Raw genomic sequence first — 17,266 nt, forward strand, 5'->3', positions numbered from 1 at the left:
TCGCCGCCGTGGTCGGCGGGGTGGGCGGGGCCTGCGCCGCCGTCGGCGCGCAGGCGGGGATGTGGCTCCGTCGTTCCCTGACGGCCTTTGGCCTCCCCGATGTGAACTGATCGTCGGGAGCGGGCGCGGGGACATGGACACGACTCGCCGGGGAATGGTTTGGCCGGTCCGGCATCCTTCGCGGGATGTCCCAGTCCGCGCAAACCAAATCCCGGCCTGCTTCGGTCTCCTGTTGGTTCGCTCCCTTCCAATTGCACTGGCTTTGATCGCTCGCCCGTTTTCCTTCTTCGTTCCATTCGAGGACTACGTCATGGTTTATCTGGCGGCCCTGCTTGTGTTTGTCGTCTTGAAAACCGCCTGCTGGCTGGTGTCCGTCGCCGTGTTCCGCAACACGTTCAACGGGCCGGACCCGGCCCTCGTCCCCTCGTATCGCACCACCGCCATGGTCGCCATTGGAGCCGCGGCCCTGGCCTCGTTCATCCCCTTCCCGGCCGGGTATGTCCTGGGCCTGGCGGTCTGGGCGTGGGCCGTGTTTGGCCGCTTGGGACTCAAGACCGGAAAAGCCGTCGTCTTGTTTGGCTGCCTGGCGGCCGCCTCGTTTGTCTCCAGGCTGGTCGTGCTGGGGGTCATGGACTTCTTCCGGCTCTGATCACCGGGCCGGCGAGCAACAAGTGTCCTTTCGTTTCTGATCAATGCCCCAAATGACCGCGAACGTTGTCCGACAAGTTTGCGAAGGTAATGTCGGTTCATCGCCGCTTGTCCAACCGTCGGACATTCGCATGGCTTCCCACTCCTCACTGACCGGTCGTGTGAAGGGCCTTGGACCACGAGCTTCTTTGTCCCGCAAGGACTGCGTTGAAATGGCAACTCGAATTTCGTGCCTTTTTGAAACGGTTGTCAGGAAGAGAGAAGCCCGCACTCGAATTCAACTCCAGACAAAACCTAATTGTTGCGTAATTTACGGGGCAAAAGATTCTCATATGAATGTTTTTCGCCGACCGGCGATTCGAATGGCCAGTCAGTGTCTTCTCATCAGTGTCAGGCTGTCTTTAAGACGGACAACAGGAAGGATTTTCCAGAGAATGGAGAAATCACCAAAAACGCAGTCCGGCATTAGATTGAGCCAAACGACCGTATTTCAGCCCGGGTGATCGTTCCACTGCTCAGGAAACCAACCAATGGATGAACTGTTTCCCCCCGACCGGGTCGGCGAGTGGCTGATGCCCAAGCCGATTCCCGAGTTGATGCGGCACACGCTCACCGACCGCTGGGAACTCACCCGTCGGCATCCGTATTACCTGAGTTTCTGGCACGTGGCCGGGCAGCCCGACATCCTCCCGGACGGCGAGGCCGGCGACACGCCGCAACGACGGGCGGCCAGGCTGGTCTTGGCGGCCATCGGAATCGGCGGCGAATACCCGCCGCCGGAAACGCCCGCCGCGTCCTTGACGGGAGATTCGATTTTGGGGGCGGTCTGGGACGAGGGGGCGATCGCCCCCCAATCCTTTCGCAGCCTGTTGAACATTCTGCTGGCAGATCTGCCCCCGCAGGCCTGCAAAGAGGCGGGCGAGTTGCTCATCCGCCGGTCAAAGACACCGGATGGCGACGGTGACCAAATCTTCGGTCTTTTGGATGAACTGGCCAACACGAAGACGGCAGGCTTCGACCGGAGCGTGAACCGGCCACTGATCGGCATCAATCCGCATGCCTCGACAAACCTTTTGGAGAAAACATTCCTCGCATATGTGAGAAAGTTTAAGGAGGACCAGAAAATCCCGGAAACTCGCCGACGGGACGACAAGACGCATGAATACATGGCGGTGTGGGACATGATCGAGGGATGGAAGGGGAATGTTTACCACCCACGCTCTGTCTTTAAACAGACTCTCGTCGCTTCCAATCTGAATCTCTCCCTTTCGACCGTTCGCAACCGATACCGGCTGGCTTATCGAGCGATCATCGGACGCGATTATGACCATCGGGACTGGTGGAACTTGCTGGGCCGCTCGAAAATTCGATTGTTGAAACCGACGGACGAGCTGGCCGGCCGTTACCGTTTGCGACAGGCGTCCGGCCAGTCGGCCCGTCTGGTGACGGAGACGGCCCTGACTTCCGGCGGAGACCAGCGGCCGGGTTCGTTCCTTGACTCCCTGAGCCGGGCTCCCTCCGACGGTACAGAAGCGTTGGCGGCCGACATCCTGTTGCTCATCGGGAAGGGATTGTCCAATATGGAAATCATCGAAAAGCTCGAATTGTCCGCAGACAAAGCCGTTGACCTTGTTCAATATCTGCGCGACCGGCCTGATTTCACCCTTGCCCGGGAAACTGGCTCCGACGAGTAATCCCTGCCCAAAAAACATTCTTAACATTGACGGATTTTTGATCGTTATTTTCTGTTGAAAAATTAGTTGACCTGTTAATCTGCCACTCGGGAACTGGCGAGGGGAATCCTTTTCCATCTCGCGAAACCGATGCGCCAATCATCGGAAGATTGTTCGGGCATTTTCTCATGTATCCCGCCTCGTTGGCCAGGGGTGACGCGGAGTTTTTGTCCCCCGCGGAGTATGCCCGTCGCAGCGGCCTCTCCAAGGCCACTGTCAGCCGACGATTGAAGGACGGCTCGCTCCCCCGTCTGCAACCCGGCGGCCCCGGCACCCGAGTGCTGATCCCCGCCGCCGCCCTGCAAATTCCGGCTTCCCCCGTTCCGAAAGCCCTTGATTCCCGACCCAACCCCGCCCCGCATGACCGTCCCCGCGGCCCCCGCCCGGCCTGGAAACGACGGCCTTAGCGGATGACCTCCGGGAGAAACCCATGCCCGCCAGACGCAAAAATGACCTGGTGTCCTGCCGTTATTTCCAATGGATCATCACGCAACGCGACGGCATGTTGTACGCGGATGGCCGCGGCAACACTCCTTCGCAAGGGCGCCACTCCCTTGGCGCCCGCGACCGGGCCGAAGCCCTGCGGGAGCTTGCCGAACTCGACCGTCGGCGGGCCGTCGACGCCGGCCTGGCCCCGCCCGAGATTCTGCAGCCATCAGCCTTGGAGCCCGTGCCGCTGGAGCGTGGCCGCCAACTGTATGTCGGCCACGTCAGTCGGCCCCGTTCCATGGGCGGCGCCAAACCGCAGTCCGTGAAACGCTACCGGCCCGTCTTTGACAAGTTTCTCGCCTTCGCCGCGCGACGGCGGCTGGCTTCTTGGAACGAGGTGAACGAAACCTTCCTGGCCAATTATGCCTGCTGGCTCGAAGAGGAGGAGTATGGCATCGCGACCCAGTATCTGGAACTGACCACGCTGAAGCAGGTCATCAAATGGCTTTCGGAGAACGGACATCTTCCCCCCGATCACCACGTGCGCCTGCGGTTGCCGAAGCCGCAGGGGACGACCACGTGGTGCTGGCGCCCCGCCGAAGTGGCCGCCATGCTGCGACATTGTCGAGCGGATCCGGAATTGAACTGGCTGGGCGATGTGCTGCTGGCGCTCGCCTGTACCGGATTGCGGATCTCCGAACTGGCCTCGTTGCGCTGGGGTGACGTCGACCTGTCCAAGAACGTGATCTTGCTGACCGACGACTCCCGGCGTTCCCGGCGTTCGACAGGGCGGGCGGGCCGCCAGACCAAGAGCGGCCGCGATCGGAGCTTTCCGATCAATGACGACCTGCGGGCCGTCCTCGACGCCACGCCCCGATCCTCCGACGGGCTGATTTTCCACGGCCCGCGCGGGGGACGGCTGAAGCCGGACACGCTGCGGAATATTTTGGTCCGGGACGTGCTGACCCCGCTGGCCCCGAAATTCCCCCATCCCGAGGGGGAACCGGGCTTCCGGGACGGACGCCTGCACTCCTTCCGGCATTACTTCTGCTCGGCGTGCGCCTCGGGCGGGGTGCCGGAGCGGGTGGTCAAGACCTGGCTGGGGCACTCGGACAGTGACATGGTGTCGAGATACTATCATCTGCACGACGCGGAGTCGCAGCGGCAGATGCGAAACATGCGATTCGTCGGCGGCGAACCGGACCAGTGTGGGACGGATGGCTGACCGGCGGGCATGGCCGGAGGTGGTTGGGAAGGCGGTTTTGGGTGGTTGATTGACTCAGTTTTGACTCAGTTGAACTGGGTCAATCAACCGGAAAATCGCAAATCCCTTGAAAATAGGGATTTGCGGAGTGAGATTTCTGAAAGACGGAGAGGGGGGGATTCGAACCCCCGGATAGGCTTTTGGCCCATCGCCGCTTTAGCAAAGCGGCGTCCTTGTGGTGAGCGGCTGAATTTTTATTTCGCAAACAGCTATTTGATATGATTTTGCGATGATGACCAATTTTGGAAGACTCAGCTTTGAATTTCAGGTGTAGCTATAGGTGTAGCAAATCTCGTCTGAAGGTATTTCTCCAATCACTTTTCGCTTTCGCTTTCGAGCAAGCTGCCATGGGTCGGATGCGCTACCGGGGAATGCTCCTCAGGCGGGGTGGCGTTGAGCGATGAGATGCAGGCGCGGGAGTTGGCCGTCGAGCAAATAGCCGTCACACATTCAGCACTTACTCGGTGCCTTCGATAGTCGTTACTTTGAACAGCACGCCTCGAACTGGCCAAACGGCAACGATCTTCTTCTTTGAGATGGTAATCGGATCTCTTGGCTCAATCGGGTTGGGACTAGTCAAAATCCAGACGTCTGCCCCGACGAACACGCGCTTGATAACGCTGCCGACGTGGCCGTCATCCGTCTCGATGACGGCCAGACAGCCTCGCGTCAGTGGACCGGCCGTCAGATTGTGCTTCGGCCCGACCAGCACAATTTGCCCGTCTTGAGCGATGGGATCAAGACTCAGCCCTTCTACTGTTACTCCGAAATTCCCCCCAATGTAGGCAGGTTTAAAATCACTTCTTGGCAGCCATTCTGAGAGATATTTCCCAGCACCGGGCCGTGGCTCTTTCCTGGGGCCATAGCAAATGCCGCTTACTCTTTTCAATGTGACGTCACATTTTCGGAGCCGAACCGGGGGTACACCCGCTGATGGGTTGACAGCCTCAAGGAGCCAAGAACTGCCTGCCGACCACGCTCGACGCAAATAACGATTGCGGTATACGTCAACCGCCGCGACCAAGTCGCCGTTCCCGGCTTCGCCCGATAGCAGCGCCCATTGTCCAGGCCTAGCGATTGGACATAACGTAGAGTCGGCAACGAGAACAGCACTTCCTTCGCCGAATTCCGAATCTGTCGGCGCGATCGCCATGTCAACGACGCAGCCGCGAGTTTGGGCCGCCGCCGACCCAATAATTTTAAGGCGGATAGGCCCGCTCCAAGCGGCACCTTGGTCCCCGATATCAAGGCGGTCGGGCGGGTCAGCTGCTGGATTCGTGGCAGGTGCGGCGGCTGGCATGGCAAGAGACCGTGCCCTTAGCAGGCGGACACGTTCGGCTTCGAGTCGTTCGATCTCACTCAAAACTATTCCATCGAGATGTCTCATTTCGGCGAGGCACTCCCGCACCATCGGCTCGGTCACGTTAGGTTCGGTGCGGCTGTGCGATCCGGCGTCCAAAACGCGCAAAACCTTGTCTCCCTTAAGCCGCACGCCGATCTTCTCCTGATTAGGCGACGCCAGGGGATGCGGCGCTTGAAAATCCAAGTACTCAGCCAGTGACCCGGACAAATTCTTCTGGTCAAAGAAACTCGTCGGGCTGTATGCATCCAACGTGATCAGTAAATCTTCGCGGTACTTGCGGAGTTCGGTCGGCACACTCGTAAACGCCGTCGCCAACATCTCCTCAGCGCGCTCTAGCCGGTCCCCGGGGCGCTTCGAAATTCGCTTTGCACGCGTCCGTGGGTTTAACTCGACAAGGCGCCCGGCCCGGAAATCCTGTTTGCAGTTTGTCAAGAATTGGCGTTGGTGTGTGGCAACGATCATCTGCGTCGTTCCCATGATTGGACTCAGGATGTTGGCCGACCACGCTTCCCGGTGATCGTCGTCGAGCGAGAGAATGGGGTCGTCCATCACCACGAACGCCAGGCCGCCTGGGTGGCGTTCCAGCAGGGCGAAGTAAAAGGACAGCGCGAGGGCGCGCAGCATTCCCGCGTTAGCAATGTGCTGTCCCGGAACGTCGAAAGCAACCGTTCCCAAGTAGGCCTCTACCGTTCTGTCCCGCCCCTTATTCATGTGCAGACGCGAGGGAGTCAATTCGGGGTTGGCGTGCGGGTACAGCTTCCGGCAATTCTCGATGGTCTTGTCATGAATTGCCGCAAAGATCCGGCCGAGTTCGGCACCGGCCCATTTGCCGATTTCCTTCAAGGGGGTCAATTGCTCTTGAATTTCCTCCAGCGTGGCGACCGCCGTGGTGTCGGAAATAAGCGACGTCGCCGCAGCGGCGGCCGCCTTCAGACCGTCTCGGACTGCGGCGAGTGGTCCCACATCAGCTGCGGAACTTTTGCCGCGGGCGAGTATCGCCAAGAGCGATGGTGGTTCGGTCTCGGGGGCGGCCAAGATGGCTATCAGTCGTGTCAGCACGTCATGTAGGTGCGAAGCGGCCCATCGGCATACGGCGATCCCGCGACGTGCGTTGCGAATCGCGAGCATTAATGGCGATGCGGCGGCGGCGAAGGCCGCGTCCGCGTCGGGCGGGATTAAATTATCGTCTGTAAAATCAATCGGCGGCAGTTCGTCCGCAATCGCCAGCACCAACGGCTCGAATTCGGCGTGGAACTTCGTCAGCAGTGGGCCAAGATTCCTGCCGATGGCTGACCAGTCTTCGCGCAGGCAGCGGGAAGGGGCCTGCTCACTTAGCCGTACGACTGCGGGCGGCACCGCTTGTTGAAGGTCGTCATAGAGATTGCGGAAGAATTCCTTTAATCCGGCACGCAGGTCTGCCGGGGCGTTCTTCAGTTCAGACAGTTGAGCCGGCAGACCGCCAGCGGTAATGTCCTGGTCACACAGCGGGCATAACGGATCGCCCGGTTCGTAGTGCGCCGCTGCCTGAACTAGGAGTGATGAATTGCTGCCTGGCAGAGACTCCTTCTTCCACCAAGCAAGCCGTTCTGCGATCCGTGCCTTAACGGCCGCTTCGAAACTGACGAGAGCTGCGGCCGCCCCTTCGGGGTCATCCGCGATTGCCACGGCGGCCAGGCGGGGAAAAACGCTGAAGAAGGGTTGCTCAAGTGTCCGACATGCTCCTGTAAGGGAAGAGGCGAGGCCGGTCGACGTGCCGTCGCCCCCATCAAGCCCGACGAGCGAAGCAACCGTGGCTTCGGCTTCGCTGACGGCGGCGGCGGCGGCGGCGGCCACCTCTTCCAGGTGGGCCGGAGTGGGCGCCTCGCCGGACGACAGTTCAGCCAACCGAGCCTTTAGTTCGGTGCCGTCCCGCAACATGCCTCGGAGGAGGTTTAGCGAATGCTTGAGTCGTTCGCCGGCCGTCCTGACGCCTTCCCGTTCCGCCTTCAACAACTTGGTCACGTTGGACGAAAGGTTGGTCAAAAGGCCGCCGAAGTCTTCAAGAGAGTCGTAGCCGAGCAGCATGCTGAGCAGGTGCCGGGTGTCTGGCGAAGACTCCAGAGATTTGCGGCCGAAGACCGTTGCAGCGGATACCGAAAGGTGGATGTCCAGAGGGCTGATGCCGTGGGCCGCGAAGTCCGGGCAAGGCTTCCATGTGACGCCGTCGGCACTAGCCTCGACATCTTGGGTAAGCGAGCGGCGAATGTGGAGCCGCCGGCTGCCGTCCTCCGAACAGAGTGACAGCTCTGCCCAACAATTCGGGGGCTCGGTGACGGGATTTGCGCCGGAAGGCAAACTATGAATGATCGGCCAATCTGTGATCTTTGGGCCGCGTTCGCCGCCTTGAGCGCGGGCGTAAAGCGAAAAATGGCTCCCGTCGTCTTCCGTATCACAGTCTGTAACCGCGCGACCGGTCAGGACCCACCCGATTGCGCCGAGCAGACTACTTTTCCCGCTCCCGTTCGGCCCGTAGATCAGCATCGGCACACCGTCGAAGTCGAACGAAATCGTTTCGCCCGACGGACCCAAGCCACGGATAGAATGTGCTCGTAAATGGTGTAGACGCCAACGGGCCGCGGGCGGCCCCAAATCGTCCTGGTGAAGCCGTAGTGGTGTCGAAGCTCGGTCCACACTGGGGGGCGGGGTGCTGTCGTCAGGTTGATTGACGGAAGTAAAAGCGTTGCGGGCGGCAACGGCTTGAGCAGGCCCCTTTTGATTTGAGAGGTTTGTTCGGGCTTGCCACAGGGCGGTAAGAAGCCGCATGGTCTTGGGGCCGAACGGGCCGACGACGATTTTGCCGACGGCGAACGATTTCCCGGCAAGGAGGCCGTCGACCACTACGTCGGCCGGCGTGGATGAAGTCGCAGACATGTCCATTTGCAATAATCCCGCGGACTGTCGAGGGCCGGCCCGCACCATCAGAAAGTTTCGCTGCCCTATTGATCGCGCATGAGGACGGCACGGGCCAGCCAGGCTCCATGTCGACTTGGAGCTTGTTGGGCAGGACACCGAGGTTCGAGTCAAGGTTCTGCGTGAATTTTACGATTTCATGCCGTGTACGGCTTTCATTCCGATTGAATCAGGCACACTTGTCTTAAAGTGGTCTCCCCCGTCGGCCTTCGGAGCATCCATCGCGGGGGGTATGCCGTCGAATGACGCCCCCGCGATGGAGGTAGTAGCGGTCGGCTTCGAGATCGCAAACATTATTCATCCTCGTTGACACCGAGGGGATGTGGAAGGTCACGATCACCAGCAACAACCTGCACATGCTCCATCGGGAATTAACTTTGGGGTGGCCGAATATGTCCTTCATGCTAAAAGCGGTGTGTGGAGCGTTTTCCTTGGGTCATGGTGTCAATCTCCTTGTTAGTTTTGAAGGTCATCCCTGCGAAGCCGCGATACCTACTGCCACGCGGGGACGCAGAGAAAAGCCCCGGACCGAAGTGTATTTTGTCCCGCGAGGAATCCGCGAAGCGGAGGGGAAATTACTCGGAGCGGAGCTGAAGGAGAGCAGAGCGAAGGGCTTGTAGGGGAGAGGGGCAGTGCCTCAGCTTGAATGAAGGTTCGTCAATCAGAATAATTTCGATTCACCTTTGACTCCAGACGTGTCCGACTGTTCAATAGATTGCAGACTCAAAAATCGCATTGAACAACACTTGGGGACAAGCCCATGTCGCTGAGGGAAGTCTTGGCCGTCATGCCTTACCGACTGAGAAGCCGGTTCGAATCGCTAAGCACATACATCGCCTCGTGCATCGACCAGAGCGTAGAAGAGTTGCGGCGACGAACCACAATGACGGTGCGCAGGGCCGTCATTACTGAGGAGCGCCGCCAGTCGATTCAAATGACGGTGTTCGTGGTGGCGATGTCTCGCTTTTTCCGCGACGGGACGAGAGCCGCGTCCCTGGCAACGGACGCGTTTCAGGCGATTGACACTCAAGGGTTCGCCATCGGCAACACCATATTTCAAGGCCGCAATGACAACGTGATGATGGGAGACCGGCTCAGCAGGGAATTGCTGGGAATGACCCAAGACGATGGCATACGTCGGTGGTCTGACTCAGCGCTTCCGCTTGGGGAAATTGTGGATCGACTCGTTCGGGAGGCTATCAGTGCCTGAAGCATGGTTCGATCAGAGCGAAATGAAAAAACGTCTCATCGCCTTTTTCGAGAAAGAAAAGCCGACCGCCACAAAGTTCGGCAACACGGTGAATCAGACGTTCGAGGCGTTCGTTTTCGCGGCACTCGTCGCTTGGTATCGCAAAAAAAAATGGGAAGTGACGTTCAGGCATCCCAAGACGGCGACGGGGCAGTCGAATCAACTCCAGCTCAAGTACAGCACGCGTGGGCGGCCCGAAAACTACAGTTACGCAGTCTGTAAAAAAGGCGGCCAGACTATCCAGATTCATCACCAGCTTCGAGTTGCAACATTTCACCATTCAGCAACATGCAAGGATCACGCAAACGTTTGTCTTGATGTGGCGGTAGTTCGTGAGACGGACATGAAGGGATACCACACCGACGAGGCATTGGTGCATGGTGAGTTGGTGACATTCGGCGAAGCCAAACACATGTCGGCGTTCGCCGAGTTGGTGGCAGGCTTTATTGGGTTGGTCCACGAGATGATGCCCGATCACGTCAAAACGAGGGAAAGTCGCCAAAAAGCCGGAGAGCATTTGTCGCCGTTTCTGTACGTGAGTGGAGATTTGTACAAATCGGCGAGGGGCATCATTGAGACCATGCACCGTAGAAACATGTCGCTGGAAGTCTTCAGTTGCACTCAGGACCTGACAGACACCCTCAAGCTGCACGACGGCGATTTTGACCCCGAAACCTTGCGTGCCTATTTGAAGAAAAAGCGTCAAGAGAGGGCGGCTGCCAAAAAACAGCGTGAGAAGCAGGCGCAGCTAACGAAGGAAAAAAGCAAAATGACCGGCGAGCCGCCATACTGAGCCAAATACTTCCGATCCCTCCACTGCCGAATCTCCAACTTGGCAGCAACCTGCCACACGTCCTACTCGGGGAGCGGGGGAGATTGCGTCTTAAAACCCATCTTCGCCCCGGCAAAGAATATCTCTTTTGTTGGCTTGCCCCTTCGAGCGGAGAAGAAGAAGTGACTTCTGGCTTTGCGTCAGCGTGCGGAGCGATTCAGTCCGAAGGGCCGAGCGGACAGCGAGTCGCGGTGGGAGCGGCAGCGAAGCCGAAACGGCATTGCTCTTCTAAAATCCCTCTTTGAACGAGACGAAGTACCATTGGGACGGCTTGTAGAGGGACATTATGTCGTTTTTATCCGAGCCATGGTTTTGGACTGGAACCTTTGGGGTGCTGGGAGGGACCATCGGAAGTATTCTCACCCTCGTCGGGACAATCACGAAGCAGCGAATGGATTCCCTGCATCAGCTAAATGTTGAAAGACTCAAGGTATATGAAAAGGATATTCTCGAAGCCAACAAGAGTCTGTATCAGTTCGTGTCGAAGGCCTTCGATCAGATTTTTGAATCCGGAGAGCCACGCAAAGACTACTTGGTTCTCATGAAATCTTTCCACGAGAAGGTGACCCCTCACTATCTACTTTACCCTTCGGAAGTAAGAGAACAGTTGGACAAATTCGAGCAGCATTACATGGCTTTGGGCGATAATGCTTTTGTCACAGACATGCCATTCGAGGAATTCATGAGATCAGGAGCGTTCAAAGCGTTGAACGCCGTGCAAGAACTGATCGAGAAGCGAACCGATCGCGTGTACCACAGCTACTGATTGGCATCCGCACGGAAAATTTCTGCTGGAAAACAAGTTCTGCCTGGAACGTGAACAGGTGCGCGAACCGTACGGGTGTGTCATTGTCTTGAAAGTTGGGGTTCTTGATTGTCCTGAACAAAAAGAGGAGACGGATAATGGCAGACTTGAATGCCAGATCAACAAAGGATGAAGTTGTTCGCCTCCTCTCTGGAGTGAACGCTGAAGCTCAGAAGCTAGAGCAAGTTGGACAAAACATCGTGCAGGCGGCGCGATTCGCAAAAGACGTTTCAGGCCCGCTTATAGAGCTTGTAGGACAGGTGCCGGAACAACAACTGCCTGCCGAAACATGGAATCGCTTGGGGGATATTTGGCGGTCCTGGCACGAGTCAGCAATTTATACTCAAGCGGTCAGCACCTCCGCTGGATCAATGGGTGCGCAAGGCTTTGTCGGAACGACTGCCGTAACAAGCAGTGTGTTGCCAATATTCTACGGGCAGTCATCCCCGCCCGTGCCGGTTCGGGTGGAAGAGGCTCGTACCCTACTTGTACAAACGGTGAATCGGTACGATCTGGTTGAGCAAGGATTGAGCGAGATGCATCGTCTCGGTTTGGGTTCACGAGGCGTCGGCCGACGCACTTCGATTGACTTGCTGCGTGAAGCTCGGGCATCACTTGATCGCCCAATGCACGCCGATGGAGGCTCTGTCCCAATTCTAATCACTCTGCGAGAGTGCATCGGAGCAGTCATTGCCGAACTCGTTCGTCGAAGACCAACGCAAGAACCTGCCGGCAAGTGGTCCGAGAAAGTTATTTCGGTTGGCAGACAATGCGGGCACCCTTTGCTACCACCAAACCATTTCGAGAATGTGGGGGTTGAAGTGGAAAAATTGATGAACGAACTCTCCGGGACCAAACAGGCCGACGTTCCACGAGATCGTCTTGTCGATGCATTCCATCGGGGGATATTGTTCTTGAATGGCTTTATGGGAAGTCTTGATCATTCCAAGCTAAGGCCAGCCTAATGTTAACATTCTCCTTCGGAGAGAATGGCGAGGGCGAGTTGGCTGGGTCGTGATACGTTAAAACCGTCTGGACTTTGGTTCCGAAGATCGTTCCGAGTTTCAAGCGGTTATTACTCGATGATTTCCACACAGAGTATTAAATCGAGAAATGCCGAACCAAGAAACGACAGAAGCCTCTGACATGCAGAAGCAAGTAGGAGGCTTGCTTGATTCAAATTTCGGTACGAATCAGTAGCGATTACCACTGCCGCCATACCCGTCACTGCGAGGTCGGTCTTCCTTCGGCTTGGCCTCGTTCACCGTCAATGCCCGTCCGCTGTTCATCTGGCCGTTTAGACCGGAAATGGCCGCGTCGGCTTCCTTGTCGTTGACCAGTTCGACGAACGCGAAACCCTTCGACCGGCCGGTTTCCCGGTCCATGATGAGTTGGGCCGACTTGACCGCTCCATACGCACCGAACATCTCGTTAAGATGGGATTCGGTGACGTCAAATGACAGATTCCCGACGTACAACTTCTTGCTCACAGGTACTCGCTTTGGGCCTTTCGGCCTTGGAACATTTGGCGCGGCCAGAGTGGCCGATGCCGGCCAGGCAATCACAACACGTCTTGCGTAACGAAGGTCTTGGTGGGAAGCGGTGAGTTGAAAGCTCAGAGCGGCAGAACAAGATCGACGGTGCGAGGCGGATGGTCATCGCCTGACAGGCGGGATGTCCCGCCATGTGTTCAGTATATGACTGCCCGGGCGGATTGCGTTTGTCGACGAGTAATATTGTCTGGAGTCACGTTGCCGCCCACCAACTCCAACTCGCCATCAAGAACAGCATCATGTTCACCGTGATCGTGCAGCACCAACTTAGCGGCCACCACCACGGCGTCTGGTGTCTGGCCGACCGTCGGAACAGGTCAGCCCCCATGATTGCCACGCTCGCCAGGACGTTTGCCGCAGACAGCCAACGAGGGGCGTTTGACAGGAAAAGGTTAATCACCGCTGCCGGGAGCAATGCGACAGACCCCCACAGGCAGATACGTCCGAGGTCGCCCCAATACAAACGGCGACGATCTGGCGACATCAAAGCCCAAGACGCGCCCATTTGGACCACCCATGTGAAGCTCGGGACCACCATGCCGACCATGAGAACCTCGGGCAGTTCGGCGGTCGTTGTCAGTTTCGCCAGTGACCCGGAGAAGATTGCCGTGACAGCCCCGCCGGCGGCGAACCATATTGCCGTTGTGAGGTAGGAAGACCCCTTGGAGGCCTCCATCGAAAGCGGTTCCATCGGCTGACCTTTTGATGACGAGTTCATTTACATATACAGCACCTATGTGAGAACATCCGCTTTCATTGCGAAGTGAACCCGACCCGGCTCATTCCCAGGGCGACGCTCGGCAGGGAATGGAATGTTTGCCGGACCCGGTCGTCCATCAGATAATTGTCCAAGGCCATGACGATGGCTCCGGCATCGATTCCAACCGCATCGCCCCCGACCCACTCCCGATCCAAATTTAAATTCGCGTAACCATAGCGGCCGCGTAATGCCTGGCCGGAGTGTCGGTCGGCGCGGGCAAGATTTTCGAGGACTTCTTCCGGTGCGTTGGCGATGGCGGCGACCGTCGCATTGAGATGAGCCGTCCCGTCCGCCGATCTCCCCGGAGCATAACGCCGGTAAGGTCTTTTCCCGTTTCGATCCCCCGGCCCGTCGCCGTCGGACACTCCCCAGAAATAACTGTACGTGGCAAATCTGGCCGCCTTTTCCCGGCAGAACAGGTAGTTGGCTTTGACCGCGATCCGGGCTTCGGCGGCGAGATCAACGCCGCCGGGCGGGAGCCATCGGGCCATGTCGAGCAAATCCAACCCGTAACCGAACGCGAACAGGCCGAGGTCGGCATTATTGAAGCGAAGCCCCGCCACCTCGCCATAAAAGGGCTTCAAGGCCTTCCAGCATGATTGTGGAAGCGCGCGATCCTCCTTCGCCCCGGCGCCGAGGACATACATGAGGATCGTTTCCCCGTTCAGCCGGTCCCATGCGTTTCTTAAAAACTTTCCATTGAGATTCTTGCCGTGATTGAGGAGACCGGATTCCCTCCCGCCCGTCCAGTGAAGCCAGTCGACCCGTTCGTAAAGTTGCGATGCAAGGCGCTCCAGTTTGCCGTCTTTCAAAAACCCCGCCGCCCAGAGCGCCCCGCCGATCAGCCATGCGGAATCAACGGTGCTGAACGTATCCCGGCCTTGGGGAGTGTTCGTGTCCGTCTCATAAAAATGGGGCATCATTCCATGGTCTTCGGGCAATTTCTCCAGCGAGGCATGAAGCGCCAGGCGTATGCGTCCAACCGCCTCGCATTGGGAGATCAAATGGTATGGCTCCCGGCTGGCCAGCGCGAGGGCGATCAGGCCCATGCCGGTTGCCGCCGTGCTGCACCAGCCTTGGGTGAGCGGACGCAACGGGCCAAAATTGGCCTGGCGGTCGAGGATCAGGCCGTCCGGGCTTTGGTTTTCGAGGAAATATCGAAGGGATTGCTGCTGAATCGTCATGAGGAACATGCGGTCGACGGCGTTCAACCCCCGGACGTTTGACATTTGGCCCTCGGTGGGGTGAATCAACCGGTGCTTTTGGATCGGGTGAGACCCGCCAGGGATACCTTCCGGTTGCCGGGCGTCTTTCAGGAAGCCGCCATTTCTTAATCATTTCGTTGTCCATTTGCATTCGACAATCGTTCCGCTGATTTTCGCGCCGTCGGCCGTCGCTGCGTAGCCATCGCGTGGGGGTTAAGGTCGCAAAGCGCCCCCCGCGCGATGGCGAAGCGGCAGAGGCCAGAGGTGCGAGCCTTGGTTTTTCACCTTGCGCCAGAGGTTTGAGCTGACAGCAGGAGCGTCGGGGGTGGTATTTCGGATTGATGATTTCAAAACAGTCCCGGCTGAGAATCATTCCCGCCGCTTCTATCGCCATCATCAACGCACGGAAGGCAAAACGACAGAGAACGCTCGTTGCCGGTGCGTGAAGATCGGTCATGAGCGGCTGCCGCTCGCCTCACCAGCCAAGGCATTGTTTCGAAGAGGGCGGCAAACGCCTCGCACCCGGCCGCCCCGGCCCAAACACGCCAATCTTGTGGCACGCGAGGCCTTGTGGTGTAAAATGACCACTCCACCCAACCGGAGATCACGAATGGTCGAGACACTTTTAGTCGAGCGAAGACGCGAGGTGTTTGCCGCCCTCGTCGCGCTACAGGACACGGGGCTGAGCGTGGCCCCATCACGCCAGAAAGTGGCCGTCGATTACGGTCTCAGCGCCAAGCAAGTAGAGAAGATTGAGAAAGAGGGGCTGGAATGCCAGTGGCCGCCGCTCGGCGCCTGAACAAACAACCCCGGTCTGCCCGCCGAGCCGGAAACCATGACCTTTGGGCTAAAATTGGAGTTTGCATTCTGAGTTCTTCAGATTTACTATTTTAAATTATCCAGATCGACCCCGTAATGCCATGGCAGGCCTCGGGCGTCCCCTCGACAACCGCGATTTGAACTTCTTTCCAAGACGCGGGTCCGTGGTGAGAGGCACGTCCGATGAGCACGGCTGGCCCTCCGATTCTGATCCTGGCCCGGCGGTTGATCGCCCTTGAAGCAGCGCGCGACCCGTCCGACCTGCTGATCGGCGAAACGGCGCGAGTCAGTGAGAAATTGCGGGTTCCGCTCTCGAAATTCCTGGGAGCCGCCGGGTTTCGCTCCATCATGGGACGTGCCTTCATGCTTGCCTCACGGGAATTCCCATGTCTCGACGCGGTAAAAGTTCGGGCGGACGGGTCACTGGAAGGATTCGACGAGGCAATGAATCAACAGGATGGCGTCGGTGACGAGGCGGGAACCGAAATCGTGGCACAACTGCTCGGGCTGCTGACCGCGTTTGTCGGAGAACATTTCATGATGCGCCTGGTGCGAGACACCTGCCCGGAGGCGATCCTTTAAACAAATCCAAATCGCAGTTTGGGGTCATGAGGGGGACCGTAAGCGGTCGCGCGAAGCCGGTTGAGACGGGCGCATTGTCAGGCCGGATGGTCTGTCGTAACTCGAAACGCTATTCGAACAGTTGAACTCCGAATCACCCGGCCGAACACAGGTGACTCGCCCACAAGAATAAAAATCCAAAAATCTGCCTGATCGAGCCCGGATATTCATTCGCAAATCTGAATTGCCTTTGTCGTTAGTTTTTTGCGCATTTTGAAGCCCATGTTTTCCAAAGGGCGTTCAACACCGAAACGAGCTGGAGAGGGTCCACCGGCTTGATCAGGAGTGGATTTAGCCCGGCATCCTGAATTCGCTTCTTGCTCTTTTCGTCGCTTCGGGCGGAAACGGCCACCAGAACGGGAGGCGGTCCGCCTTCCTGTTCACGCAACCGGACGGCCAGCTCATCCCCGTTCATCCCCGGCATGTTCAGGTCGATCAGGCACACGCACGGGTGGAAGTCCATCACCTCGCGAAGCGCGCTTTCGCCGTCATAACACGCCCGCACGTCGAAGCCGAAGATGGCCAGGAGGTCAGCCTCGGAGTCGGCGACATCATGGTTGTCATCAACGCATAGCACGCGCAACGGCGGGTCGGTGAACGAAGGAGACATGGCGGGAACTCCGGGCGAAGGCGGACAGGTCCGACATAAGGACCCGCATCTGAGAGTCCGGGAAAGCAATTGCAAGTCGTGTGCCGACAAGCGTCAAGAGGTGTCTTCGATTGAAAACACGCCGCGGGACTGAAGCGAAACCGGCGATTATCCGTTGGACGATTTGAAAAGTGATGTAGCGGCCGTCAATGACGCGGCAAAAGAGGGAGGGCGGCAGATTCTGCAACCACTAATTGTCCGTTCTGGGAGCCCGTTCCGCGACCCACTCCCGCGCCGAACGCCGGATACCCGCATCCGCCTCGTCCAGCGTCGCCATCCAAACCGCCCCGTTGCCTTCGCCTCGGATGCGAGTTTCCAAGTCGAAGCTCCCGACCATCGTGGCGTGGAGGTCCTGAACAGTCATGTCACCCCGCAAGACCGCCTGAT

At 58.1% G+C, this 17,266-nt stretch carries 16 protein-coding genes; 10 read left to right on the forward strand and 6 right to left on the reverse strand.

The window, feature by feature from the left end:
* Positions 1 to 310 precede the first annotated feature (310 nt).
* From BGIM_RS0119575 to BGIM_RS0119595, 4 genes are all read left to right on the forward strand, one after another.
* Complete coding sequence (locus tag BGIM_RS0119575; RefSeq protein ID WP_157369251.1) at positions 311 to 649, forward strand: hypothetical protein; 339 nt, start codon at positions 311 to 313, stop codon at positions 647 to 649.
* A gap of 529 nt (positions 650 to 1,178) precedes the next feature.
* On the forward strand, positions 1,179 to 2,342 hold the full coding sequence (locus tag BGIM_RS0119585; protein WP_020471426.1) for a hypothetical protein: 1,164 nt from the start codon (positions 1,179 to 1,181) through the stop codon (positions 2,340 to 2,342).
* Between the two features lie 167 nt (positions 2,343 to 2,509).
* A complete protein-coding gene (locus tag BGIM_RS0119590; RefSeq protein WP_020471427.1) occupies positions 2,510 to 2,788 on the forward strand; it encodes a winged helix-turn-helix domain-containing protein in 279 nt (92 codons plus the stop codon).
* A 23-nt stretch (positions 2,789 to 2,811) separates the two neighbouring features.
* Positions 2,812 to 4,035, forward strand: coding sequence for a tyrosine-type recombinase/integrase (locus BGIM_RS0119595; RefSeq protein ID WP_020471428.1), 1,224 nt, complete (start codon positions 2,812 to 2,814; stop codon positions 4,033 to 4,035).
* Positions 4,036 to 4,531: 496 nt separating this feature from the next.
* Here BGIM_RS0119595 and BGIM_RS0119600 read toward each other — a convergent pair whose 3' ends face one another.
* Entirely contained in the window at positions 4,532 to 8,353 is a 3,822-nt protein-coding gene (locus BGIM_RS0119600; RefSeq protein WP_157369253.1) for an AAA family ATPase, read from the reverse strand.
* Positions 8,354 to 9,146: 793 nt separating this feature from the next.
* Here BGIM_RS0119600 and BGIM_RS0119620 point away from each other — a divergent pair.
* From BGIM_RS0119620 to BGIM_RS63095, 4 genes are all read left to right on the forward strand, one after another.
* The gene (locus BGIM_RS0119620; RefSeq protein WP_020471432.1) at positions 9,147 to 9,596 is read left to right on the forward strand and encodes a hypothetical protein; all 450 of its coding nucleotides are present in this window, start codon (positions 9,147 to 9,149) and stop codon (positions 9,594 to 9,596) included.
* Positions 9,589 to 10,428, forward strand: coding sequence for a hypothetical protein (locus BGIM_RS0119625; protein WP_020471433.1), 840 nt, complete (start codon positions 9,589 to 9,591; stop codon positions 10,426 to 10,428). Before BGIM_RS0119620 ends, BGIM_RS0119625 begins: the two co-directional genes overlap by 8 nt.
* Positions 10,429 to 10,753: 325 nt before the next feature.
* Positions 10,754 to 11,233 carry a hypothetical protein gene (locus BGIM_RS0119630; protein WP_020471434.1) on the forward strand — a complete coding sequence of 160 codons (480 nt, stop codon included), beginning with the start codon at positions 10,754 to 10,756 and terminating at the stop codon, positions 11,231 to 11,233.
* A gap of 137 nt (positions 11,234 to 11,370) precedes the next feature.
* The gene (locus BGIM_RS63095) at positions 11,371 to 12,237 is read left to right on the forward strand and encodes a hypothetical protein (protein ID WP_157369255.1); all 867 of its coding nucleotides are present in this window, start codon (positions 11,371 to 11,373) and stop codon (positions 12,235 to 12,237) included.
* Between the two features lie 228 nt (positions 12,238 to 12,465).
* Here BGIM_RS63095 and BGIM_RS0119640 read toward each other — a convergent pair whose 3' ends face one another.
* The 3 genes from BGIM_RS0119640 to BGIM_RS0119650 form a co-directional block, all read right to left on the reverse strand.
* Positions 12,466 to 12,762, reverse strand: coding sequence for an RNA recognition motif domain-containing protein (locus tag BGIM_RS0119640; RefSeq protein WP_020471436.1), 297 nt, complete (start codon positions 12,760 to 12,762; stop codon positions 12,466 to 12,468).
* A gap of 256 nt (positions 12,763 to 13,018) precedes the next feature.
* Positions 13,019 to 13,516: a hypothetical protein gene (locus tag BGIM_RS0119645; RefSeq protein WP_020471437.1), complete on the reverse strand. Its 498-nt coding sequence runs from the start codon at positions 13,514 to 13,516 to the stop codon at positions 13,019 to 13,021.
* A gap of 62 nt (positions 13,517 to 13,578) precedes the next feature.
* The gene (locus BGIM_RS0119650) at positions 13,579 to 14,814 is read right to left on the reverse strand and encodes a glucoamylase family protein (RefSeq protein WP_020471438.1); all 1,236 of its coding nucleotides are present in this window, start codon (positions 14,812 to 14,814) and stop codon (positions 13,579 to 13,581) included.
* Positions 14,815 to 15,400: 586 nt separating this feature from the next.
* On the opposite strand from BGIM_RS0119650, the gene BGIM_RS0119655 reads away from it, so the two are divergent.
* Positions 15,401 to 15,589, forward strand: a complete 189-nt coding sequence (locus BGIM_RS0119655; RefSeq protein WP_020471439.1) for a hypothetical protein — start codon at positions 15,401 to 15,403, stop codon at positions 15,587 to 15,589.
* A 203-nt stretch (positions 15,590 to 15,792) separates the two neighbouring features.
* Complete coding sequence (locus tag BGIM_RS0119660; protein ID WP_020471440.1) at positions 15,793 to 16,191, forward strand: hypothetical protein; 399 nt, start codon at positions 15,793 to 15,795, stop codon at positions 16,189 to 16,191.
* A gap of 235 nt (positions 16,192 to 16,426) precedes the next feature.
* Here the strand turns inward: BGIM_RS0119660 and BGIM_RS0119665 are convergent, their stop codons facing one another.
* Entirely contained in the window at positions 16,427 to 16,840 is a 414-nt protein-coding gene (locus BGIM_RS0119665) for a response regulator (RefSeq protein WP_020471441.1), read from the reverse strand.
* A gap of 229 nt (positions 16,841 to 17,069) precedes the next feature.
* Positions 17,070 to 17,266: hypothetical protein (locus tag BGIM_RS51345; protein ID WP_238537680.1), on the reverse strand; the 197-nt coding region annotated here is incomplete at its 5' end.

Source organism: Zavarzinella formosa DSM 19928 (genome assembly GCF_000255705.1).
GTDB lineage: Bacteria > Planctomycetota > Planctomycetia > Gemmatales > Gemmataceae > Zavarzinella > Zavarzinella formosa.